Source organism: Croceimicrobium sp. (assembly GCF_965228705.1).
Lineage (GTDB): Bacteria > Bacteroidota > Bacteroidia > Flavobacteriales > Schleiferiaceae > Croceimicrobium.
Window position 1 is genome coordinate 2,372,662 of the sequence record NZ_OZ245832.1, and the last position, 22,396, is coordinate 2,395,057.

The following is a 22,396-nucleotide window of genomic DNA, read 5'->3' on the forward strand; positions in this document are numbered from 1 at the left end:
GGAGCAATTAATTAGTCACCGCCCGCCTTCTCCCTTACTTAGTAGAAAAATTAAAATGCGTTTACAAGATAAAGTAGCCGTAATCACCGGAGGAGGCAGTGGTATTGGCTTAGCTGCCGTAAAGGAATTTTTAAAGCAAGGCGCTAAAGTGGCCATCTGGGACCTTAACTCTGATCAAGTTCAGGACCTCCTTAAAAGTGAAGGAGAAAGTCAACTGCGTTTTTATTCCGTAAACACCGCCGAAAGTGCTTCCGTAAACGAAGCCGCCGAAAAAGTAATCCAAGATTTTGGCAAAGTAGATATCCTCATCAATAATGCCGGCATTACCCGCGATGCCACCCTTTTAAAAATGACCGATGAGCAATGGCAGGCCGTTCTCCAGGTAAACCTTACCGGGGTTTTTAATTGCACCCGTGCATTTGCCCCGCATTTTAAAGCCCAGGAATCAGGTCGTATTATTAGCACTTCCTCGGTGGTAGGACTTTACGGTAACTTCGGACAAAGCAACTATGTAGCTACCAAAGCGGGAGTCATCGGCATGACCAAAACCTTTGCTAAAGAACTAGGCAAATATGGCGTTACCGCCAATGCTGTGGCCCCAGGCTTTATCGCTACCGATATGGTTAAAACCATGCCCGAGAAAGTATTGGACATGATGAAAGACAAGGCCCCATTAAAAAGATTGGGTCAACCCGAAGATATCGCGAAAACCTACGCCTTCCTGGCTTCAGATGATGCGGCCTTTATTACCGGCACCTGCATTAGTGTTGATGGTGGCGTAACCCTTTAGTATTTATGAGAGCAGTTCAGATAAAATCAACGGGAATGGCTGTACCTGAGCGCGTGGTACCCAATTCCTATTTCAATGAAATTTTAGGTGAAGATGTAGATAGCTGGCTGCGCGAAAATGTGGAGATCTACGAAAGACGATGGCTGGATGCCGATCAAGGAGTAGCCTCCCTCTGTTTAGCGGCTGCCCAGCAAGCGATGGATCGCGCTGGTTTAAGTAATATTGAGGTTCAGCTTCTGATTATCGCCACCGATACACCCGAATTTATTTCGCCTTCAACCGCCAGTGTTATTCAGCACCGTTTAGGTTTGGAGAACTGCGCCACCTTTGACGTAAACACCGCCTGCGCGGGATTTGTAAGTGCCCTGGATACGGCCAGCAAATACCTAAAGTCGGATGAGCAATACCGCAATGCCCTGGTAATAGGCTGCTATGGCATGAGTAAATACCTCAATTTGCAGGATAAGAAAACCGTTACCCTTTTTGCCGATGGCGCAGGAGCGGTAATCCTCAGCGCCGAGGAACCAGGTGATTCCGATATGCTTGCCACTTTACAAACCACCCAGGGTCAGTATTACGATTGGATGGGTATTTACAGCGGCGCCACCAAAGAGCCTATTAGTGCGGAGATCGTAGCCAACAATGATCAATACTTGAAATTTGTGAAGCGCTTCCCAAGCGAGCTAAACCCTCAAATGTGGAGTAGCATTGCCCAGGAATTATGCAAAAGAGCTGGCATTTCCGTATCGGAGGTACGCATGTTTTTTATGACCCAGATCAATATCAATTCCATTCGGGGTATGCTCGATATTCTGGAATTACCGCATGATCGGGCGATTACCATTATGCATAAATACGGTTACACCGGATCAGCAGCCATTCCAATGGCTCTAAATATGGCAGTGGAGCAAAACCTAATTAAGCGTGGCGACCCCATCCTCCTGATTGGATCCGGTGGCGGCTTAGCCTTTGCCGGTGCTTTAATGCGCTACTAATATGGAAAGCGGGGGAGCAAATATGAGTGTTTATGCAGGCTTGGCCTTAGGGGCCCTGGCCCTGCTTAGCATCATTCTGGCTATTCGTGGGGCCCGAAAAACAAAGAGCCTCAGCGATTATGCCTTGGGCAGCAAAGGCTTCTCACCCTGGTCGGTGGGCTTGGCTTTAGCCGCCTCCATGACCTCCGCTGCTACCTTTATCATTAACCCGGGCATTATTGGCTATTATGGTGTTAGCGCATTTATAGCCTATGCCATTGTGCTACCTATCGCCGCACTAGGCACCCTTGTTTTAGTAAGCAAAGCCTTTCGGCAGATGGGCGTAAAGCAACAGTCACTGAGCTTATCTCATTGGCTGGAAAATCAATACCAAAGCCCTTTTCTGGGTAAGCTCTTTGCCTTTCTTTCTTTATTAATGCTCACCTTCATCGTATTGATTGTAGTGGGCTTAAGTCAGGTAATCAGCAGCAGCTTAAACATCGAAGCTCAAACCGCTATGCTTATCCTTATTGCGGTGGTTTTTGGCTACATGATGTTTGGCGGCGCCAATTCCATGGTTTACACCAATACCATCCAGGCCCTATTAATGCTAGTAGTTGCTTTCCTTTTATTGGGTTCCGGGCATGAACACTTTAGCGAAGGGGTTTCGGGCTTTTTAAAGAAGTTAGAGAACATTGACCCTAAATTGGCGCAGGTCCCTTATCCGGAAAGCCCCTTATTTCGGGATTATTTTGAAATCATTCTTTGCCAAATCTTAATTGGTATTGCCATCATTTTTCAACCCCATATTATTACGAAGTCCTTATTGCTTAAAGACGACCGCGCTTTATCCAAATACCTAATTACCGCCGTGGTGGTAGAGATCATCTTCTTTATGGTGGTATTAACCGGACTTTACGCCCGCCTCGAATTCCCGGATCTGAATGTAAACGGAAACATCCTTTCCCCCGACCAAATGGTTTCCGTTTATGTGGTCCAGGAATTCCCGGTGTGGTTGGGATTAATTGTTATTCTGGGTTTAATTTCGGCCGGACTCTCCACTTTGGAAGGCTTAATCCAGGCCCTTTCCACTACCATTAACCGTGAGATTGTGCAGAGCTATTTCTTCCCAGAGAACCGAAAGGCGCTCAGTGAAAGTCAAAAGTTAAGACTCAATCGCATCATCATCATTTTCCTGGCGGTAGTGAGTGCGATATGGTCCTGGCAACAAATCGTGAATCCCAATTTAAGTGTGGCCTTGCTGGCTCAAAATGGAGTTTATGCCTTCTTTGCTGCGGCCTTTGTTCCTATTGCCTTTGGATTGTTTATCCGCAATTTTGGGAAGGCACCAGCCACTATTGCTGCCATCCTTGCTATAATCACTCACTTCGGAACTTATTACCTGCGCCTTGGACCCTATATGCAGGAGGAAGTGCGCAATCCGGCGGTAGCCGCCAGCTATGCTATTATTATTGCCAGCCTTAGTGGCTTAATTTTACATTTTACCCAAAAAAGATCGGCGATATGAGCCTCGATTGGTTTCAAAAATGGGCCCTTTACAGCCCCGAAAAAATTGCCATCCAAGAATGGAATACTAAGCGCGCCCTTAGCTACCGCGAGCTCAATCAACAAGCTAGTCTGTGGTCGCAATACCTGCTGAACCGCGGCTTTCAGAAAGGGGATCGCCTGGGAGTATTGAGCGAATTTCGTTTGGAATACTTCATCCTTCTGGGGGTAGCCCAAAAAACGGGCATTATCCTGGTTCCGCTCAACTATCGCCTTAGCGCCCGCGAACTTCAATATATGACTCAGGATTCAGGTTGCAAGCTTTTGCTGATGGAATCCCAATTCACCCCGGATCCTAATTGTCCGGTTCCTATCGAAAGTTTGGAAAGTTTTGCGGAGGAAGCCAGCAAGGTAGAAGTGAATGTATTGTCTTGTCCCAAGCCCGAAGGCCAGGACCCTCTTTTTATCCTCTACACCAGCGGCACTACCGGTTTTCCTAAAGGAGCACTCTATACCCATGAGATGGCCATTTGGAACAGCCTCAATACCGCCTTGCGCCTGGAAGTAAATGCCAAGGATCGCTGTTTGCAAATTATGCCTCCTTTCCACACCGGGGGTTGGAATGTGCTCAGCACTCCTTTACTGCACTTTGGCGCCAGCCTTATTCTCATGCCCAAATTCGAGCCGGAAGAATGCTTAACTGCTTTGGCAGAAGAATCCATTAGCCTATTTATGGCAGTGCCTACCATGGTACGTATGCTTAGTGAGGCTTCCAATTTTGAGTCCGCTGATTTATCGACCTTGCGCTACTTTATCGTGGGCGGCGAAGCCCTGGCCATTCCCTTAATTGAAAAATGGGCCGCTAAGGGGGTTCCTATTCGTCAGGGTTATGGACTCACCGAAGTAGGGCCCAATGTAACTTCCTTAAATGCGGAAGACGCCATTCGCAAGCGAGGCAGTATTGGATTCGTTAATTTCTATTACGACTGGAAGCTCATTACTGATGCAGGCACAGAAGCCAGCACGGGCGAGAAAGGAGAGCTTTGGTTAAAAAGCCCCTGCGTTAGTCCGGGCTATTGGAATAATCCCGATGCTACCGCTTCCAGCCGCGAAGGCGATTGGTTTAAAACCGGTGATGTTTTAATTCGGGATGAGGAAGGTTACCTCTATTTGGTAGACCGCCTGAAGAATATGTACATCTCCGGGGGAGAGAACATTTACCCTTCAGAAATCGAACATTTTCTAAGTCTGCACCCCCATATTTTGGAAACCGCTGTTGTGGGAGTACCTAATGCCAAATGGGGTGAGGTAGGCTGTGCCTTTATCAGCAGCAATGCAGAATTGAATGAAGCGGATTTGCGTGCCTATTGCGAAAAAGGCATGGCTCGTTTTAAAATCCCGAAGCATTTCGTATTCCTGGATGAACTCCCCAAAAACACCGCCGGAAAAATAGACCGACATGCCTTGCATAGTCGCTTCCAGAAGGACTAAGCGAAGGTAAATCTTGCTACCTTAGATGCATGAGAAAACCCTTGGAGCATTTTTACCGCTTCTCCCATGCCCTTTATCCGCATGAACTGTATTTCCTCGAAAAATCTCAGAACTTTCAAATTGAGGAAAACCAGCGGATTATGGAAACCATGCTCTACAATCTGCAGCATCGGCAAAAGCCCAAAGACTTTCCGCTCGATATTGATAAACGCAAGTACAGCAACCTCAAAAAGTGGATGCAAGAACGCCTGGATCAAGCCAATGTTGACTTGCAACTCAAACGCATCAATAGCCTGGAATTAAAGGTTATGTTAGATGAAGTAGATGCTGACACCGAAAAGGAAATCCAGCAATTGATTCGCCATAGCGACCCCCGGCATTATCACTTTCGAAAGATCTACGACCTTATCCAACATTATGAGGATTTCCTACTCATTCGCTTACGCGAGAAAACAGATAAACCGGTAAGCGCCTATTTGCGCAGTCATCAAAAAGCCTACCGACGCTCACGCAGCATTTTCCAAAAAATGCAGGAAGCTACCAGCGATATTATTGGTCAGTATCGCCATCGTGATCAAGATCTTGAAAATTGGGAATTATCCCTGAAAGAATGGGTATACGATGAAAATCTGGACGGCATGAATCGCTATGCTGCCTTTGTACGCCTACTCTTCATTTACCTTAATCGAGGGAATCAGCAAGAACTGGAAAAGCTCTATGATTTTATGGATCAGGCTTTAGCCAAAGGGCAGTTTTACTCCCGTCGTATCCTCAGTAATTTTTACGCCAATAAGGTGCTTTTCTTATCCCGCTACCAAACTTTGGATCAAGCCGAGCAATATGGCTACCTGTCCTTAAAGTTTAAGAATAGTGACTATCTATTTTACCTCACCAATTTAAGTGCGGTTCTGTTACGCCAAGGTAAAACAGAGGCCGCTTTGCAATTACTGCGCGAGTCTTTCCCAGAATTGCGTCAGAACCCCAACCCACATATTAAGCTGGGCTTTATTGCCTTTTACATCAAGTGTATGACGGACGTGGGCCGCAGCAAGGATGCAATCAACTTTGCTGAAAACTATTTAAGCGCTTATAATCGAGAAATCCTCAGTAGCCGCTGGCACCTTTTCTTCATAGCCCATTTCCGTGCCTTAATGATTGAGGAGAAATACAGTCGATTGCTCTACCTCAGCCGCAGATATCAAATAGAAAAAAAGGACCTCGAAAATCGCAAGCGAGCTTCATATTTACCTACCCTTAGCTGGTATATTTCTATGAGTCGATACGTAGAAGAAGGCCTAAGCGCTGAAGAAACGCAAAGCCAAATGATAACGGTATTAAGCGAGTTAATGGTGGATCAACGCAAGGAAAGACGCTTAAAAGAGCTCCTTAAAGAACTACAACCGATTGCCCCAAAAGTGATTGACAACATTAAGTCCACCCTTAATGAAGCCATCATTAAAAACTGATTTACTGTCATTTAAACAATATTAATTCAAAAGAAAGCTTTTAGTCAAGGTTATCCTTATCTTAAGCCAAGGACAAGGAATCTTCCAGAGCCTGTAAATTAGATGCAAATCAAATAAACTAGCGCATCAGCATGAAAGCAATCCGTTTATGGTCCATTCTTTCTCTTGCCTTTGCAGTGAGCTTAAGCTCCTGCTCTGAGGACGAGGACCCACAAGACAACAATCCAACCACGAATAACCCCGTAGGCATCCAAGGTGAATGGTATTCTGCTGGCGACAATGTAGCCCCTCTTTTATCGGCTTTATTTGGAACCGACTCCATTTACATTGAATTTGCCACAGACCTCACCTACACCGTAGAACAGTACGATACCAATGGCGCTAAATTAACTTTAAGCGGAACTTACATTCAAACTGAGAGTAATGTAACGGACATTTGGACTATTGAGGTAAATCAAACTGCACCAGCAGTATTAACCAGCGAAGGTATTTTTAAAGTAGAAGGAAACACTATGCAATACGAGATCGTACAAACCGATCCTGACATTGGTGCCACTCCTCCTACCCCGGCTGCCGGCTTCGGCTCCTCTGCCTCTGGAGGCACCCCTCTGGGAACTTTGAATATCCAGAATTACGTTCGCATACAGTAATCATTAGGAGTTTAAAGGCGGGCAAAAGCTCGCCTTTCTTATTTTTAAGAGCATATGAAGCATCCCTTACTTTGGGGTCTCTTGCTGAGCTTATTTACGCAAGCCTCTTTGCAAGCTCAGGAGACCAATGGCATTCGAGTATTTGATCAGGAAGTTCCGGAAGAAAGCGAGCGTGAGTTTCAATTTCTGGCTTATTGGTTTAGTCAGGCGGTAAGCGCTAACTATTACCCTACCAATGATTTTTTACGCGGCCAGGTATTTGGTCGGCTCTATGGTCAAAACACGACCCGCAGTACCGATACTGCTACCACCTATTACGTGGAACAAAGGCTATTGCCCTTTTTCATTTACCAACCCAAATTATTTAATGGCCGCGCCATTTTACGTGCTTCCTTCGAAATCGACTTCACTTGGGGCGATGCTTCCTATGGTTCGGGCGGAAACTTTGGTGGCGCCGTAGCGGGGGATCAGGTAAACCTGCAAACCCAAAATGTAGAATTGGAATTGATCCCCTATAAAAATTGGAGCATTAATATTGGTTTGCAAAGGATGTACGATAATCCTAATAATCCTTATCGCACGCTCTTTGACAAATTAACAAATACCGGTTACCGCCTGATGTTTTGGGGCACAGATGCCACTGGCATAAGCGTTCGCTACAATGGCGATTATGAGCGCTTAAAATTTGGGGCCTGGCAATTCTACGAAAACCTCATTCAGGCCGATGACGATGTAAACATGTTCGAAGCACTTTACGATCGCGATATCAGCCGCAGCTGGAGCCTGGGTGCCTCACTAAACTATGTACGCGACCGAGCTTCGGGTCAAGGTGGCCCCAGTATTCTAGGGCAAGGTTTGAATAGCACCCTGAGCAATTACAATGGCTCTTACCGCTTCCCCTTAGGGCAAAATCCTTATCAGGCCGATGTTTTCTGGCTGGGTTCCTTCTATACCCATAATCCCGATTATATTGAAGATCGTTGGATGGCCACTGGCTTTTTGAATTACAATTTTGGAACGGTTGACACCCTAACCACGGGCGAAAACTACGGTCAGATTAGCAGCATTGGAGGCTATACCTTCAACAGCAAAACCGGCTACCGTTATGGTAAAACCAGTGGCAGTCGGGTAGAACTGGATGTTCTTTACACCAGTGGTGATGCAAATGGAATTAGCGACAATCGCTACAGTGGCGTACTTACCGGCAATAACTGGGGCAGCCCTGTTTCGGTATGGATTAGCCATGGAGCCTATATTTTGTTCCCCCATGGCAATGTGGTAAACCGCTTTGTATCTGCTGTTAATGATGTTTCCAATTTAGGCTATGGCCTGATGGGCGGCACCTTTAATGTGTACCACGATATTATCGACAATAAACTCAATATTAAAGCAGGAACGGCCGCGGCCTTCAGTAATGTAAATCCCCAAGGAGGTGGCAATCAATTGGGGCTTGAATTAAACGGACGTATCAGCTGGCAACCGCAGGTATACATGCAATTGGAATTGCATGCCGCCAAATTATGGCTAGGTGATTTTTACGATAGCCCAGCGGTAAATGCAAATTCCAGCAGTCGGCCTGATAATCCCTGGACTGTATTCCTGACTTATAAATGGTTAATGTTCTAATCATGAGAAAAGCCATTCTATTTTTAAGCGGCATGCTCCTGCTCTTACAGTGCAGCCCCTACCAAAAACTGAGTCCCATGAAAAGCATGGTTGAGGAACTGCGCTATCCTTTTCCCGTTCAATTTCAGGAATTGAGCTCTGGCCCACGCATGGCCTATATGGAGCATGGTCAAGGCCCCGAAACCATTATTCTCATTCACGGCTTAGGCAGTTATGCTCCGGCCTGGAAAAACAATATTCCGGCCCTGGCTAAAAAATACCGGGTGATTGCCATCGACTTACCTGGATACGGCAAATCCAGCAAAGGCCCCTGGAGCGGCAGCCTGGAGTTTTATGCCGAAAGCTTAATGGAGTTTGCCGATAGCTTGAAGCTGAAGAGCTTTCATTTAGGTGGACATTCCATGGGCGGGCAAATCAGTATGGTAGCGGCTTTAAAATATCCGGAGCGAATTCAAAAACTAATTTTGGTAGCCCCAGCGGGCTTTGAGCCTTTCCATGCCGGGCAAAAAGATTGGTTCCGCAGCGTGGCCACGCCTTCACTTACCTTATTAGCCAAACCACGTCAGATACGCGAGAATTTCGCCATTAACTTTTACGCCATGCCCGAAGATGCCGAGTTTATGGTGGAAGATCGGATTGCCATGCGTAGTGCCGAAGATTTCCCGGGTTATGCCTATATCGTTGCGCAAAGTATTAAAGCCATGGTAGACCGTCCGGTACATGACTATCTGGAGCAAATCCAACAAAAAACGCTTATTGTTTTTGGCACCAACGACATGCTTATCCCCAATCGCTTTTTAACGGGTGGCAGCACTTATGATATTGCAAAGATCGGAGATGAAAAAATCCCTGATAGCCGATTGATCATGCTGGAAAAAGCAGGGCACTTTGTACAATTTGAAGCATTCGAGCGTTTTAATCAATCTGTATTAGAATTTTTAGCCTCTTAAGGCCCAAAGCCAAACCATGATTAAAACAGCTCGAGAATGGGACATCCCTTTGGGAGAGTTCCCCTTATTAAGTAGTGATAAACTTCGCTATGCAGACACAGATCAACAAGGGCATATCAATAATGCCCTTTTTTCGACTTTCCTGGAAACCGGTCGTGTAGAACTATTACAGCACCTGGATTTGATCAAAGATAAATCCCCCTTTAGCTTTGTAATCGCCTCCTTACAATTGGATTTCATACAGCAATTATATTGGCCGGGACAGGTTCATATAGCCACTGGAATCTTAAAGATTGGCACTAGTTCCATCCACCTGCATCAGGCATTGTTTCAGGATCAACATTGTGTAGCCAGAGCCAATACTGTGATTGTACAAATTGAAAACATGAGTGCTAAGGCTGTGCCCTTCGGTGAAGTTCGGAGGCAGCTTTTAAAAAGCTATCAATTTCCTGAAATATAAAAAGGCGGCCTCAATGAGACCGCCTTTCAGGATAGCCAAAAATGCTATGTATTAGAAACTAATGGTAGCTTCGAGAACCGCTCCATTAAAGCTTCCGTTGTTGTAAATACTGGTGGCAGCAAAATCGCTGTAAGTTTGATTTACATACTCCGCTTTCATCATCACATTAGGAGTCATATACCAACCGGCAGCTACTGCAAAACGGCTGATATTGATATCATCAGTGCTGAAAGCCTGAGGACCGGTTACGGTATTGTAACGAGCACCAGCATAGAATTTCTCATCGGCACCAAAGCGGTAAACCAATTCACCGTAAATCTGAGTGTAGGTACGAGTTTCGGTTTCAGCGCTTAATTTACCAGAGGCAGTTTCATAGGCTCCAAAGAGTTCCAATCCTTTGTATTTCACGAAGGGGTTAATCATGATGGAAGTAACCTGATTTACGAAGGTTGGATTCCAACGACCACTACGAGATTGATCGGTAGGGTTAGATCCATCGGGCTCCATTACCAGGTAGTAGCGGCTTCCTGCACGATCACCAAAGTAGAGGTAATTGGTATTACCATCAGCAGTAGTGTAGAAAGATCCGGTTAAACGCAAGCGCAGGTCTTCGTTCATTTGTTTATCCCATCCGGCTTTACCTAAGAACACAGGCGTGTTATTATTATTGGTAGCTACACTTTGATTGAGCTTACCATTAGTAGCACCTACCATAATCAGGAAGTCGCCAGGAGTAAAGTAAATTTCCGCACCAGCTTCGGTATTGAAGGCATCCATAATTAAGTTACCTACGAAGGGATTGTAAATGGCACGGGCATTATCTGTGCGACGGAAGTGATAGTCGCCATAGTTAACCTCCATCATACCAATTTTAATGGTAGTGAAGTCCATTACATTCTCTAAAAGATCCTGAGATAGCCAGTTCAGATTAGAGATTTGGATATACCCCCCTTTTACCCAGCTTTCAGGGTGGTGACGAGAAGAAAGGTACGTACGTAAGTGCATACGCATACCATCTGCTAAGGCCACATCAACATCCAGGTTAGCGGTAGGTAGGTTGAAGTTATTTCCAATGGTTACTAAGGTATCTGAGGTTGGCGCGTTGCTATGACTTAGCGCTTGCATTTGTACGGCAAAGGCTCCACCCAGGCGTACTTTAAAACCATCATAAGCAATATCGTTGCCCAAGGCTTCGAATTGATTGATGCCCCGGAAGTCGCGGTATCGATATTGTTGAATATCGCGATCATCGAACTGAGCAAAGGCAGAAACTGATACCAACACAAAGCTCAGAACTGCACCTAATTTGGTTAGCGATTTCATAATTGTGGATTTTTAAGTTTAATTGTAATTGATTGTAAATTGAATTGTGATCTTGTCTCCGGTAGTTACGGCGCCCATCATAAAGCTGGGAGCCTCCACTTCGAAGCTACTCATGTTAAAAGAGGTTACTCCGCTGATTTCGAGACCATGATCTTTTTGTTTTACATCGATAGGCACATTCAGAATGCGACTTTCCCCGGCAACGGTTAGCTTGCCGCGACTTTGCATTTTAAAATGTCCACTGGTCACTTTTTTCTGTTCAGAAACAGAAATCAGCTCATAGAAAATTTTAGGGTGTTTGTCCTTTTTCAAGGCTTTGTAGGCATTGGCATCCATTGGACCTTTGCCACTTTTTAAGGCTTCCACCGGAACGGTGAGCTTTAGTTCTTTGATGTTGATAGATTCAGACGCCATCTCAGCATCCACGGTACCCTGAAGGTCATCCGCTTTCATCTCCCAATCATGGAGCGTAGAGGTGCCCAAAATCTTCATAGTAGATTGGGCTGAATTGGTCTTGTAAATTCGAATGGCTTCTTTATCGACACTGAATGAAAGAAGCATTATCGGAATTAGAAGCAATAGAGGTTTCATCTTGTTGTGATTTACATCACAAAGGTGCCACCCCATGTTTAGCTACACTATGATTTGCATCAGCTAAAAAGCTGAGAAATATCAGTTATTGAGATCCCCAAAATAAGCCTCGTATACCGGACTTATTTTAGCCTCTAATTCCGCTAAATGCACTAAACCATTGGCTCTGAAGTGCTCGCGACCTTCTACAAAAAACAAAAGGCCGGGAACAGCCAGCATGCGATGTTGGCCCGCTAATTTGCGGTGCTGGCGAGCGTCTAATCGCTGCACTTTAATTTGTGGGAATTTGCTTTGTAAAAGTTGTTCGACCTTGGGCCAAAGCGCATGGCAAATTCCACAATCATCCTGGTAGAAATACCAAAATTCCAAAGTTTCCATCAAGGCAAAATTACGACCTTTGAGGGTGCCCTTAACTAGAGAACATTTCCTCGAAATCCTTCGAGCCCGCCCGCGAAAGGAAGAGCTGCAGAAATACAGCAATAACCCTGACTACCATCAATACTTACGGGAAGTCTGCCTCAGTAATGATCAACAAATCAATTGGCGGGCGGCCTGGCTTTTAGCGGATTTACCGGCTAAAGACTTACAACAAATTTTTCCATCTGCACAAATCTTAATTGAGCTTTTGGCCACTCCTCAAAAAGACGGCTATCTCCGTGAGATTGTAAAAATCATCAACCAATTAGAACTGAATGAAGATGAAGAAGGACTCTTCTACGAAGCGGCACTTAAACTTTGGGAGAATTTAGCCATGGCCTCCGCCACGCGCATTCATGCCATCCGTTCCTTATTTAAAATTGCCGAGGTCTACCCCGAATTAAAGCTGGAATTGGAAGCTTATAATGATGACTACTATTTTCAGGGATTAAGCCCGGGAATTGCCAGGCAAATTCGAAAGCTATTTGCCGGATTAAGCTAAAGCCTTGCGTGCTTTCCAGGCTGTGTACAGCGAACTATAGACTACTACAGTTACCGAAGAAATAGGCATTAAAATCGCCGCAAATACCGGACTTAGATAACCGGCCACCGCTACCGAAACACCAACAATATTGTAGAGTAAAGAAAGGGCAAAAGCACGGTAGACTATGGGCTTATACAATCGGGACAGGGCTAAAAAGCGATGTAGTTTCGGAAAAGAATCCGCCATTAATAAGGCATCGCTGGCCGGGAAAAAGCTAATATCTTTCTCACAAAGGCTAATTCCCACTTCACTTTGCTGCAAGGCACCGGCATCGTTCAATCCATCACCCAGCATTAAAACTTTCTGCCCCCTGTTTTGCAAAGCCTGCAAGTAGGCTAATTTTTGATGCGGGCTGCAATTAAACTGCAGATCCACTTTGGAGCCTAATATTTGGCGGAAGCGCCTTTCTTCAGCCGCATTATCACCACTCAAAAGACTGAGGCTGTAGGTATCACTAAGGTCGGCAGCAATCTGATCCAGGGCCTCACGAGTTTGCTGAAAGAAGCTGAAATAACCTAAAACTTTAGCATCCTTTTCCAGATACACAGCTGTAGTATTCGCCTCATCACTTAATCCTAAAAAAGAAGCCTTACCCAAGCGATAATAGGAAGCTCGTACCCGGGCCCCTACTCCTTCGCCACTGGCTTCTTCAAATTGCAAAACCTGACTGGCATCCGCCTCCTCAATCTGCAAATGTCCCAATAGGACTTTAGCCAAAGGATGTTGAGCATTTAGGGCAATAGTGGCCACCGCCCATTGATCTTCGAACAGAAGTTGATCGCCATGCCACTGCACCTCTATGCTATCAGTACGGGTTAAGGTTCCAGTTTTATCGAAAACCACCTGATTCAATTCGGGCAGCCTTTGTAGCACGGTATTATTCTTCAGGAAGAAACCAAAGCGACCAAACCAACGCATCATGCTGCCAGCGGTAAAAGGCTCGGCCAAGGCCAAGGCACAGGGACAGGCAACTATCAATACCGAAGTAAAAACCAATACTGCTTTCGCGGAATCGACCTGCCACCAGATCAGGCCCGAAACCAAGGCTATAATAAGAATGGCTGGAGTAAAATATTGACTTACCCGATCACTTAAGGTGCGCGACTTTTTGGTGCTGGCTTCTTCTTTAAAAGCATCTTGCGACCAAAGGGAACTGAGATAAGAGTGATCAACACTGCTTTGCACCTCCAGAACGGTGGATTTCCCCAAAAGGCGAGCACCGGCATATATTTTAGCACCGGCCTCTTTTTGTACCGGTAAACTTTCACCACTTAAATAGCTGTAATCCCAACGTGATTCCTGATCCAAAACCACGCTATCGGCAGGCAGCACCTCACCCTGACGAATCCGAATTCGATCGCCCTCCTCCAATTCATCAATACCCACCGGCTTTTCAGTACCATCTTCCGATAAGCGATTCGCTGCTAAGGGAAGAAATGAACGCAAATCCCGATCGAAACTAAAATTGCGATAAGTTTTCGCCTGATACCATTTACCAATCAATAGGAAAAAAACCAAAGCAGTGAGGCTATCAAAATAACCGGAGCCCACTTGGGCTATCACCTCATAAGCACTGCGGCTAAAAAGCACCACAATTCCTAAAGCAATGGGAAGGTCAATACTCAAAGCTCCGGCACGCAAAGATTTCCAGGCGGTACTGAAATAATCCTTTGCCGAGAATAAAACTACCGGAAGACTAAATGCCATCATCAAATAGCGGAAAAAGCTTTGCAATTCCGGATCGTACTGCAAACTACCATCCAAATATTCCGGCAAAGCCAAAAGCATGGTATTGCCAAAAAAGAAACCGGCAACACCTAATTGCATTAAGAGTTTATTGCGCCCTTTTCGGCTTTCGCCGAGATGCGTCTTAAAGTCTGGCTTATAGCCAATGTGATCTAAGATCGCGGCAATCTCAGAAAGTTGAATCAGGTCCTTTCTAAAGCGGATATCAGCCTCCTTCTTCGAAAAGTGCACCTGTACTGACAGGATTCCCTTTTCGATGGCTGCCAGGTTTTCCAATAAATAGATGCAAGAAGAACAATGAATAGCCGGTAAGTGAATAGCGATTCGGGCCTGTTGTTCATCTTCAAACTTGCAAAGCTTGGCACGGATACTGGCCTCATCCAAATAGCGGTAAGGACCGGAATCTATAGCACTATGATCTATTAGAGAAGCATCGGAATCCATCAGTTCATCTACCACCTTGCAACCATAGCAGCAATAAACTTTAGAAGGGTCACGGCCTTCAATACGCTCTATGAGCGGCTGATGGCAATGACTGCACTCCGTAAGGATTTGGGCTTCTTTGGACATAAGGCAAAGGTGCCCTGCTTCACCTTGTTTGACTATGACATTTATCATATCTTTGATAGACCAAATCTCAAAAACACCCTCACTTGGAAACGCCTAACCACTGTCAATTCTGCGCTCAACATCCCGACAGCGCCTTTCATGGCATGAGTCGAGAAGGGCTAGAGGAAATCAGTCAACTGAAGACTTGTGTAAGCTTCCGTAAAGGACAGGTAATCATGCACGAAGGCGCGCGTCCCCAGGGGGTTTATTGTGTGCACAAAGGCAAGATTAAATTATACACATTGGGTACAGAGGGTAAGGAGCAAATCATTCGATTTGTAACCCGAGGGGATTTGATAGGTTACCGCAGCATTTTAAGTGATGAGCCCATCAGTGCTTCAGCCACTGCCCTCGAAGACACTTTTGCCTGCTACATTCCAAAATCATCTTTCTTTAAGGTGATCGAAGACAATCCTAAGTTTTCTTTAAACCTCCTTAAGCTTTCTTGTCATGAATTGGGAGAGGCCGGAAAAATGATCACCAGCTTGGCTCAGAAAAACGTGAAGGAACGTTTAGCCGAAATCCTCTTGATTTTAAATACCACCTTTGGTGAAGATGAGGAAGGTTATATCGACATTAATCTCACTCGGGAGGAAATTGCCAATATGGTGGGCACCGCTACCGAATCCGTAATTCGACTAATTTCAGAATTACGTAAAGAAGGGTATATCCGTTCCAAAGGCAAGCGCATTGCCGTAGAAGATCGTCCTGCCCTACGCGCCATGGCATCAGTTTTTGAATAACTGACAAAAATCATAGACCCAATTTCTAGCAGGCAGTATTTTCGTCCAGAAGAATACTAGCTGTGGACTTTTTAAATATCCCTGAAAAAATACGCGAGATTTTGCCCTTTGAGGCCTCCCCCTTTATTGTGGAAGAAATTGCCATGCAAAGCAGTTACATTCCCTTTTCAGGTCCGGGAGAAATCTTGTTTAAGAAAGGGGATCCAGCCCTGGGTTTTTATTGGATTTTAAATGGAGAAGCCGAAATTATTATCCCTAATAAAAGGTCTATTATCCTAAGCCCTGGAGCCATGGCCGGTTTAGATTCCTTCATCGAAGAAGACAGCTTACCCTTCGACATTATCAACCGCGGACGAAAGCTGGACTGTATTTTCATAGACCGTCGATGTTATAATAATATGCGCGAGCACCATGAATTCAACCGCTATATGAACCGCATGGTCTTAAATTGCCTACGTAGCTATCGGAATCTGCTTCTTCCTACCGAAAGAATCTACTTGTAATAGTATCTTTAGCCCCCTATTCCCAAGGCTATGCATCAGGTTGATGTGTGCATTGTAGGGGCCGGTCCTGCAGGAAGCACACTTTCCCATTTCCTCCATAAATTAAATATCGATCATCTTCTGATTGATAAAAGTCAATTCCCACGTGATAAAATTTGCGGGGATGGCATTACGGTAGATGTTCTCAATGTTCTTAAACGCATAGACCCTCTACTGCTGGAGAAATTTAGCCAGGAGTCAGAAATGCTTCCTTCCTGGGGCTTTTGTTTTAATGGCCCTAAGGGACAAGAACTGCGCTACGATTTTAAAGAAGCAGGATTTCCAGTAGCCCCCTTTTTCACTTCGCGCCGTATGGATCTCGACGATTTTTTAATTCGAGAATTACCAGAAGGGGGTAGCGGTGAATTTTGGCCCGAAACCGAATTGAAAGGTTTACAAAGAATTGAAGATGGTTTCGAAGCCTTGGTAAATCGCCAGGGAAGAGAAGAAAAAATCCGCTGTAAGATTATCATTGGTGCCGAAGGCGAAAAGCCGGTCGTTACCCGCTATTTGGGCCTGGAGCATTTTCGAGAAAAAGATCATCTTTTGGCCGCCATTCGCATCTATTACAAAGATTTGAAAGGCTTTGACCCGGGCAATCACCTCGAGTTTTTCTTCGACCCACATTTATTACCAGGCTATTTTTGGGCCTTCCCGCTGAGTAATAATGAGGCGAATGTGGGTCTGGGAATGTTAAGCACCAGCATTGCCGCCAAAAAGATAAACCTGAAAAAAAGCTTCGAAGAAATCATTCAAAGAAATCCGCATATCGCCCCCCGTTTTGAAGGTGCAGTGGCTCTGGAAAAAACCAAAGGTTGGGGCCTGCCCATTATGACCCCCAAACGTCAGATTGGTGGAGAAGGTTATGCCCTTATTGGGGATGCCGGTGGAATGATTGAAGCCTTTACCGGCAAAGGAATTGGCCCTGGTATGATGAGTGCCCGCATTGCTTCAGAGCATATCGAAAAGGCTTTCGCCGAAAAGGACTTTAACTTTCAGGCTTATCACGAGCATATGTACCGCTACTATCGCAGTGAAATCAAACACACGTACCGCCTGCAAAAAAGCTTAAAACACACCTGGATTTTAAATCCGGTGATGAGCCTGGCCTCCTGGTCGCCCTTAACTCGCTATGCTGAAGATCGCATGATTCGCGATTTCTTAAAATGGGTCTGAACAATCAGGAGAAGAACTGTTATTTTAATCGAACAATTCTCCTGCCATGCATACCGAAAAAATTCGTTTTAAAAGCTCAGAAGGACATGAACTTGCTGGAGTTCTAGACCGGGCACCAGGCCTTATCCACGGACCTACCGCCCTCTTCGCCCATTGCTTTACTTGTGGAAAAGACCTTAAAGCCATTCGCAACTTATCCCTCGCTTTAGGACAGCATGGCATTAATACCCTGCGTTTCGACTTCACGGGTTTAGGCCAATCAGAAGGTGAATTTGGCAATACTAATTTCAGTTCCAATTTAGAGGATCTCATTGCCGCTGCCGAGTATTTAGAATCGAGAAACTGCGCTCCTGAAATTCTCATTGGTCATTCCCTGGGCGGCGCCGCTGTTTTAATGGCCGCTCAAAGAATCCCCAGCGTAAAAGCGGTGGTTACCATCGGAGCTCCATCAGAAGCCCATCATGTACAACATCTCTTTGAAGAAAAATTAGAAGAAATAAAAGGTAGCGGTGAGGCAAAGGTTTCCATTGGTGGTAGACCTTTTACCATAAAACGACAATTTATTCAGGATTTAGGGGCTTACAGTATTGGCCAAAAGCTAAGCAAGTGGCGGAATCGAGCCCTTTTGGTTCTGCATTCACCCCAAGATCAAATTGTAGGAATCGAAAACGCCCGTGAAATTTATGAGGCTGCCCATCACCCCAAAAGCTTTGTTTCTTTAGATGGGGCTGATCATCTGCTAAGCGATGAAGCAGACTCCCGTTATGTTGGCGAACTAATTGCCTCCTGGTCCGAGCGCTATTTAAGTAGTCAAAAATCTAATCCTCCTCTAAAATCCGACAGTCTGGTTTTAGCGCAAATCGATCGGGAGCCCTATGTCAGTCAAATTAAAGCAGGGGACTTCTTGCTTTTGGCCGATGAACCAGAAGCTTTAGGCGGACAAAATCGCGGCCCTAATCCTTACGAATATCTGGCTTCTGCATTAGCCGCCTGCACGGTAATGACTCTTCGGATGTATGCAGACCGCAAAGCCTGGCCCCTGGAAGAAGCTCGGGTACACATCGACTTTGATGCCGATTATAAACAAGATGCCCTGGAATGCGAAAATCAAAAACCCAAACTGGGGAAATTTATTCGCCACATTGAGTTTATTGGTGATCTGGATGAAAAGCAAGAAGAACGCCTTTTGCAAATTGCCAATCGATGTCCCGTACATCGCAATTTGGAGGCCGGAATGAGCATTGAAACAAAAAAAATGGCCAAGCCTTAACTTCTGCTTAATATCCGCTTAATAAATTTTTAATTTTGTGCTCCGCGAAAATGGAGCATGACTCGACTTACAATCTTTAGCCTGGATACGGTAGTCCGATATTCGGAAACCAATCTGCGAAAGCTTCTCTTTCAATTAATTAGCGAGAGGGAAGAGATCAGTTTGGAAACTGACCCTGCTCCGGAAATCCGCAATTTTCAGGTTCTTCTGAATCACATCTATCAAAAGGAAATTAAGAAAGAGCTGGGGGAAGAGCTTCTTCATACCTATCACAAAGCTTTCAAAAAGGCCGTAAAGAAAAACTATCTGGATGATGAAGATGCCTTCGAAGTAAGACCAGGAGTACAAAGTCTCTTTGGTCAGATGGAAAAGGAGAAAAAATGGAAATTCGGGATCACCAGTGACCTTTGGGAAGATGCCACCCAGTTCCTCTTACAATCCTGTGGAGTATTTAGCAAAGATAAGCTCACCATCTGCGCTGAAACCGCGCCGGATCGCAATGCCCAAATGGAAATTCTGGCCAGTAGAGCACAGAAAAAAGATCAAGGCCTTAAAATTTTTGTGGTCTGCCTTAATGGTGAAAAGCCCGAATTAAGTAAGGAGTTTAAGGTCATCCGCCCCAAGGCATCCGACAAAGAGAGTAATTACTACGTCTACCCCAAGTTTAACGAGCTCTTTAAACTCAAAAAGAAAAATAAGAAGAGTCGCAGCAAGTAGACTTAAACGCTTGAGATTGAATTTGTCTTTGCTACATTTAAGCAATGCTAAAAGCTATGTCTCAAGTCCCCCTCTACCGCTCCGACCTTAGCTCCGACGATCTGCAGAAAATCTTTCAAGATCAGAAGGACTTCTTTCGTATGGGTAAAACCTACGAACTACACTTTCGTCGAACTCAGCTCAAGAAATTAAAATCCCTCTTAAAGGAATACGAAGAAGACCTCCTGGAAGCCCTGGCCCTTGATTTTGGCAAACCGGCTTTTGAGGCTTATGCCTCTGAAATTGGCTTCTTGCATGAAGAAATCAATCACCTTCTTAAGAACCTAAGATCTTGGGCTCGACCAAAACGAATGCCCAGCCCAATCAGTACCTGGCCTTCTCGTTCTTACAGCATCCCACAACCAAAGGGTATTTGTTTGATCATCGGCCCATGGAATTACCCAATAATGCTTCTCTTAGCCCCCATGGCTGCGGCTTTAGCTGCTGGAAACACCGTATTTGTAAAACCGCCTGAGCAATGTCCAAACAGCTCTAACCTTATTTGCCAATTACTCACTGAAAATTTTGACCAAGAACTGGTAAGCGTAGTACAAGGTCCTGGTCATGAAGTAATTCCACCCCTACTGGAACAACATCGTTTTGACCACATCTTCTTTACAGGCAGCACCGTTGTGGGCCGAAAAATCGCTGAATTAGCGGCCCCAAAATTAACACCTTGTACCCTCGAGTTGGGAGGCAAAAGCCCGGTCGTGATTGATCGCAGCGCAAACCTTAAAGTCGCTGCACGACGCATTGCCTTTGGCAAATGGCTTAATGCCGGCCAAACCTGCGTAGCCCCTGATTATGTATTAGTACAGCGTGATGTTAGGGACAATTTCCTTGAGGAAATGAAAAACTGCTTAAAGGAGTTTTACCCACAGGGCGCACTTAATAGCCCGGATTATACGGCTCTCATCCATGAGCAACACTATCAAAAACAAGTAAGTTATTTAGAGCAGGGCGAATTGTATTTCGGAGGAGAGCAGGATGCTAAAAATTTAAAAATAGCTCCAAGCCTAATTCTCGAGCCCCAGCTGGATAGCCCCTTAATGCAGGAAGAGATTTTCGGCCCTATCTTGCCAATATTGGCCTTCGATTTTAAGGAAGAGGCCTTAGAGATTATCGAGCGAAACCCCAACCCATTGGCCTTCTATCTATTTAGTCAAGATCGTGAAATTCAAAAGTATTGGAATCAATTGCCTTTCGGCGGAGGGGCTATAAACAATACCATTGTGCATCTTGCTAATCCTCGTTTGCCTTTCGGCGGAATTGGCCAAAGCGGTTATGGTCACTACCATGGAAAATATGGCTTCGACACTTTTTCCCATCACAAAGCACTGATGAAATCGGGCACCTGGTTCGATCTCAAACAAAAGTACCCGCCCTATAGCAGCTTTGCATTTAAGCTGGTAAAATGGCTGATGTCGTAAATTAAAAAAGGCGATCCAAAAAAATGAATCGCCTATGAAATATTAAATCATGAAATGCGAATTGGGATGATCACTATCGATATTCGCTAAAAACTCGAGCACCGTATCCTGATAAGGATCTTTAAAGTAATACTCCAGATAATAACGTCGATCATCACTTCCCTGCAGGGCTAAAAGGTATTTAGGTACCATTTTCCCATTGGAAGGACTGAGGTAAGAGTCCTTTTCCAGAAATCGATGCACCTTCCAAATTTTCATATGGGCCGGATCATACAAGCGACCATCCGGACCTTTAGCTCTCTGTGGATTTAAGACTTGTAAGGATTCATCAAAACCCTGCTTGGCTAATTGATTTTTACAACGTTGCCAGGAAGAATAGGGATCGGTATTCGCGCTCTTCAATTCCATGCTTTTTTTTTATTGTTCAATAAAACTTCTCCACATCCAGGCGGCCTTTTCATGTACAGTAAGGCGCTCGGTCATGAGGTCTACCGTCACTTCATCACTGTGTTGATCGGCCTTTGACAAGGCTTCGCGCATGTTGCGGATTAAATTTTCGTGAGAGCGCAATAAATCAGCGGCCATTTCCAAAGCCGAAATTCCGCTTTTTGCTTCTTCAATTTTACTAATCTGACTGTAGGTTTTAAAGCTACCGGGTGCATCAAAACCCAGAGCCCGTATGCGTTCGGCGATTTCATCAATTGCGGCAAACAAATCTTCATATTGGGCTTCGGTAAGGTCATGCATACTTTTAAAAAGCGGACCTTTTACATTCCAATGGTAGTTATGGGTTTTGAGCATCAGGAGGTAATGATCAGCCAGAATCTCGTTTAAGTGCTCTACAATTCCCGCTCTCCCATCTTCCGATAGTCCGGTTTCGAGTTTCACATTTCGATGTTCCGTTTTAAGATCTAGCTCTTGTAAGCTCATAATATTATTTATTCATTTTTGATTCTAATATTAGAACCGTAGAATACATAATTTGTTCAGGTAATTTTCAGGTTTTAAATTATTTACCCTTAACCTACTAAACAAAGCATTTAAATGAAAAGCCTAAAAATCAAAGTTAGAGGCACAGTTCAAGGCGTATATTTTCGCAAATACACTCAAGCCAAAGCCGAAGAATTAGGCCTAAAAGGCTGGGTCGCTAATCGAGTGGATGGTTCAGTTGATATTCTGGCAATGGGTAAGGCCGATACTATGCTACAGTTCCAAAAGTGGCTGTGGACGGGCTCACCCGGTTCCATGGTAGGCAGTGTAGCTGTAGAAGAAACGAATCCTCAGGAACTTGAAGGCTTTAGCATTATCGATACCTTCTAGATTCGTAATTTTGCGG

The 22,396-nt window shown here is 44.9% G+C and carries 23 protein-coding genes; 17 read left to right on the plus strand and 6 right to left on the minus strand.

Annotation, left to right across the window (positions count from 1 at the left end; all coding sequences use genetic code 11):
* Positions 1-55: 55 nt before the first annotated feature.
* The 9 genes from ACO05P_RS10815 (at position 56) to ACO05P_RS10855 (ending at position 9,913) form a co-directional block, all read left to right on the plus strand.
* On the plus strand, positions 56-790 hold the full coding sequence (locus ACO05P_RS10815; RefSeq protein ID WP_421750763.1) for a beta-ketoacyl-ACP reductase: 735 nt from the start codon (positions 56-58) through the stop codon (positions 788-790).
* Positions 791-825: 35 nt separating this feature from the next.
* Positions 826-1,785, plus strand: coding sequence for a 3-oxoacyl-ACP synthase III family protein (locus ACO05P_RS10820; RefSeq protein ID WP_421750765.1), 960 nt, complete (start codon positions 826-828; stop codon positions 1,783-1,785).
* A gap of 1 nt (position 1,786) precedes the next feature.
* Entirely contained in the window at positions 1,787-3,292 is a 1,506-nt protein-coding gene (locus ACO05P_RS10825; protein WP_421750767.1) for a sodium:solute symporter family transporter, read from the plus strand.
* The gene (locus ACO05P_RS10830; RefSeq protein WP_421750769.1) at positions 3,289-4,761 is read left to right on the plus strand and encodes a class I adenylate-forming enzyme family protein; all 1,473 of its coding nucleotides are present in this window, start codon (positions 3,289-3,291) and stop codon (positions 4,759-4,761) included. Before ACO05P_RS10825 ends, ACO05P_RS10830 begins: the two co-directional genes overlap by 4 nt.
* A gap of 29 nt (positions 4,762-4,790) precedes the next feature.
* Positions 4,791-6,227 carry a hypothetical protein gene (locus tag ACO05P_RS10835; protein ID WP_421750771.1) on the plus strand — a complete coding sequence of 479 codons (1,437 nt, stop codon included), beginning with the start codon at positions 4,791-4,793 and terminating at the stop codon, positions 6,225-6,227.
* A 131-nt stretch (positions 6,228-6,358) separates the two neighbouring features.
* Complete coding sequence (locus ACO05P_RS10840) at positions 6,359-6,877, plus strand: hypothetical protein (RefSeq protein WP_421750773.1); 519 nt, start codon at positions 6,359-6,361, stop codon at positions 6,875-6,877.
* Between the two features lie 54 nt (positions 6,878-6,931).
* Complete coding sequence (locus ACO05P_RS10845) at positions 6,932-8,503, plus strand: hypothetical protein (protein WP_421750775.1); 1,572 nt, start codon at positions 6,932-6,934, stop codon at positions 8,501-8,503.
* Positions 8,504-8,505: 2 nt separating this feature from the next.
* Positions 8,506-9,453 carry an alpha/beta fold hydrolase gene (locus ACO05P_RS10850; RefSeq protein ID WP_421750777.1) on the plus strand — a complete coding sequence of 316 codons (948 nt, stop codon included), beginning with the start codon at positions 8,506-8,508 and terminating at the stop codon, positions 9,451-9,453.
* Between the two features lie 16 nt (positions 9,454-9,469).
* A complete protein-coding gene (locus ACO05P_RS10855) occupies positions 9,470-9,913 on the plus strand; it encodes an acyl-CoA thioesterase (protein ID WP_421750779.1) in 444 nt (147 codons plus the stop codon).
* A gap of 51 nt (positions 9,914-9,964) precedes the next feature.
* On the opposite strand, the gene ACO05P_RS10860 is transcribed toward ACO05P_RS10855, so the two are convergent.
* The 3 genes from ACO05P_RS10860 to ACO05P_RS10870 form a co-directional block, all read right to left on the minus strand.
* On the minus strand, positions 9,965-11,236 hold the full coding sequence (locus ACO05P_RS10860; RefSeq protein ID WP_421750781.1) for a hypothetical protein: 1,272 nt from the start codon (positions 11,234-11,236) through the stop codon (positions 9,965-9,967).
* A gap of 18 nt (positions 11,237-11,254) precedes the next feature.
* Positions 11,255-11,797, minus strand: coding sequence for a YceI family protein (locus ACO05P_RS10865; protein ID WP_421750783.1), 543 nt, complete (start codon positions 11,795-11,797; stop codon positions 11,255-11,257).
* A gap of 111 nt (positions 11,798-11,908) precedes the next feature.
* A complete protein-coding gene (locus ACO05P_RS10870; protein WP_421750785.1) occupies positions 11,909-12,205 on the minus strand; it encodes a thioredoxin family protein in 297 nt (98 codons plus the stop codon).
* Positions 12,206-12,230: 25 nt separating this feature from the next.
* Here ACO05P_RS10870 and ACO05P_RS10875 point away from each other — a divergent pair, with 25 nt between their 5' ends.
* A complete protein-coding gene (locus tag ACO05P_RS10875) occupies positions 12,231-12,746 on the plus strand; it encodes a hypothetical protein (RefSeq protein WP_421750787.1) in 516 nt (171 codons plus the stop codon).
* Here the strand turns inward: ACO05P_RS10875 and ACO05P_RS10880 are convergent.
* Positions 12,738-15,104, minus strand: coding sequence for a heavy metal translocating P-type ATPase (locus ACO05P_RS10880; protein ID WP_421750789.1), 2,367 nt, complete (start codon positions 15,102-15,104; stop codon positions 12,738-12,740). The genes ACO05P_RS10875 and ACO05P_RS10880 overlap by 9 nt on opposite strands.
* Positions 15,105-15,187: 83 nt before the next feature.
* Here ACO05P_RS10880 and ACO05P_RS10885 point away from each other — a divergent pair, with 83 nt between their 5' ends.
* From ACO05P_RS10885 to ACO05P_RS10910, 6 genes are all read left to right on the plus strand, one after another.
* Positions 15,188-15,886 carry a Crp/Fnr family transcriptional regulator gene (locus tag ACO05P_RS10885; protein WP_421750791.1) on the plus strand — a complete coding sequence of 233 codons (699 nt, stop codon included), beginning with the start codon at positions 15,188-15,190 and terminating at the stop codon, positions 15,884-15,886.
* Positions 15,887-15,948: 62 nt separating this feature from the next.
* Positions 15,949-16,389 carry a cyclic nucleotide-binding domain-containing protein gene (locus ACO05P_RS10890; protein ID WP_421750793.1) on the plus strand — a complete coding sequence of 147 codons (441 nt, stop codon included), beginning with the start codon at positions 15,949-15,951 and terminating at the stop codon, positions 16,387-16,389.
* A gap of 30 nt (positions 16,390-16,419) precedes the next feature.
* Positions 16,420-17,604, plus strand: coding sequence for an NAD(P)/FAD-dependent oxidoreductase (locus ACO05P_RS10895; RefSeq protein WP_421750795.1), 1,185 nt, complete (start codon positions 16,420-16,422; stop codon positions 17,602-17,604).
* A 46-nt stretch (positions 17,605-17,650) separates the two neighbouring features.
* Positions 17,651-18,874, plus strand: a complete 1,224-nt coding sequence (locus tag ACO05P_RS10900) for an alpha/beta fold hydrolase (protein ID WP_421750797.1) — start codon at positions 17,651-17,653, stop codon at positions 18,872-18,874.
* Between the two features lie 57 nt (positions 18,875-18,931).
* Positions 18,932-19,591 (plus strand): hypothetical protein, encoded by a 660-nt coding sequence (locus ACO05P_RS10905; RefSeq protein ID WP_421750799.1) that lies wholly within the window; start codon positions 18,932-18,934, stop codon positions 19,589-19,591.
* A 56-nt stretch (positions 19,592-19,647) separates the two neighbouring features.
* On the plus strand, positions 19,648-21,060 hold the full coding sequence (locus ACO05P_RS10910; RefSeq protein ID WP_421750801.1) for an aldehyde dehydrogenase family protein: 1,413 nt from the start codon (positions 19,648-19,650) through the stop codon (positions 21,058-21,060).
* A gap of 42 nt (positions 21,061-21,102) precedes the next feature.
* Here ACO05P_RS10910 and ACO05P_RS10915 read toward each other — a convergent pair whose 3' ends face one another.
* Positions 21,103-21,468: a hypothetical protein gene (locus ACO05P_RS10915; RefSeq protein ID WP_421750803.1), complete on the minus strand. Its 366-nt coding sequence runs from the start codon at positions 21,466-21,468 to the stop codon at positions 21,103-21,105.
* Positions 21,469-21,477: 9 nt separating this feature from the next.
* Positions 21,478-21,990 carry a Dps family protein gene (locus tag ACO05P_RS10920; RefSeq protein WP_421750805.1) on the minus strand — a complete coding sequence of 171 codons (513 nt, stop codon included), beginning with the start codon at positions 21,988-21,990 and terminating at the stop codon, positions 21,478-21,480.
* 114 nt (positions 21,991-22,104) lie between these two features.
* Here ACO05P_RS10920 and ACO05P_RS10925 point away from each other — a divergent pair, with 114 nt between their 5' ends.
* Complete coding sequence (locus ACO05P_RS10925) at positions 22,105-22,380, plus strand: acylphosphatase (RefSeq protein ID WP_421750807.1); 276 nt, start codon at positions 22,105-22,107, stop codon at positions 22,378-22,380.
* Positions 22,381-22,396: the final 16 nt, after the last annotated feature.

Excerpts from the sequence above, each read along its gene's own strand:
- ACO05P_RS10815 (WP_421750763.1), top strand. The coding sequence starts at position 56 with ATGCGTTTACAAGATAAAGTAGCCGTAATCACCGGAGGAGGCAGTGGT.
- ACO05P_RS10820 (WP_421750765.1), top strand. The coding sequence starts at position 826 with ATGGCTGTACCTGAGCGCGTGGTACCCAATTCCTATTTCAATGAAATT.
- ACO05P_RS10825 (WP_421750767.1), top strand. The coding sequence starts at position 1,787 with ATGGAAAGCGGGGGAGCAAATATGAGTGTTTATGCAGGCTTGGCCTTA.
- ACO05P_RS10830 (WP_421750769.1), top strand. The coding sequence starts at position 3,289 with ATGAGCCTCGATTGGTTTCAAAAATGGGCCCTTTACAGCCCCGAAAAA.
- ACO05P_RS10835 (WP_421750771.1), top strand. The coding sequence starts at position 4,791 with ATGAGAAAACCCTTGGAGCATTTTTACCGCTTCTCCCATGCCCTTTAT.
- ACO05P_RS10840 (WP_421750773.1), top strand. The coding sequence starts at position 6,359 with ATGAAAGCAATCCGTTTATGGTCCATTCTTTCTCTTGCCTTTGCAGTG.
- ACO05P_RS10845 (WP_421750775.1), top strand. The coding sequence starts at position 6,932 with ATGAAGCATCCCTTACTTTGGGGTCTCTTGCTGAGCTTATTTACGCAA.
- ACO05P_RS10850 (WP_421750777.1), top strand. The coding sequence starts at position 8,506 with ATGAGAAAAGCCATTCTATTTTTAAGCGGCATGCTCCTGCTCTTACAG.
- ACO05P_RS10855 (WP_421750779.1), top strand. The coding sequence starts at position 9,470 with ATGATTAAAACAGCTCGAGAATGGGACATCCCTTTGGGAGAGTTCCCC.
- ACO05P_RS10860 (WP_421750781.1), bottom strand. The coding sequence starts at position 11,236 with ATGAAATCGCTAACCAAATTAGGTGCAGTTCTGAGCTTTGTGTTGGTA.
- ACO05P_RS10865 (WP_421750783.1), bottom strand. The coding sequence starts at position 11,797 with ATGCTTCTTTCATTCAGTGTCGATAAAGAAGCCATTCGAATTTACAAG.
- ACO05P_RS10870 (WP_421750785.1), bottom strand. The coding sequence starts at position 12,205 with ATGGAAACTTTGGAATTTTGGTATTTCTACCAGGATGATTGTGGAATT.
- ACO05P_RS10880 (WP_421750789.1), bottom strand. The coding sequence starts at position 15,104 with ATGTCCAAAGAAGCCCAAATCCTTACGGAGTGCAGTCATTGCCATCAG.
- ACO05P_RS10895 (WP_421750795.1), top strand. The coding sequence starts at position 16,420 with ATGCATCAGGTTGATGTGTGCATTGTAGGGGCCGGTCCTGCAGGAAGC.
- ACO05P_RS10900 (WP_421750797.1), top strand. The coding sequence starts at position 17,651 with ATGCATACCGAAAAAATTCGTTTTAAAAGCTCAGAAGGACATGAACTT.
- ACO05P_RS10905 (WP_421750799.1), top strand. The coding sequence starts at position 18,932 with ATGACTCGACTTACAATCTTTAGCCTGGATACGGTAGTCCGATATTCG.
- ACO05P_RS10910 (WP_421750801.1), top strand. The coding sequence starts at position 19,648 with ATGTCTCAAGTCCCCCTCTACCGCTCCGACCTTAGCTCCGACGATCTG.
- ACO05P_RS10915 (WP_421750803.1), bottom strand. The coding sequence starts at position 21,468 with ATGGAATTGAAGAGCGCGAATACCGATCCCTATTCTTCCTGGCAACGT.
- ACO05P_RS10920 (WP_421750805.1), bottom strand. The coding sequence starts at position 21,990 with ATGAGCTTACAAGAGCTAGATCTTAAAACGGAACATCGAAATGTGAAA.
- ACO05P_RS10925 (WP_421750807.1), top strand. The coding sequence starts at position 22,105 with ATGAAAAGCCTAAAAATCAAAGTTAGAGGCACAGTTCAAGGCGTATAT.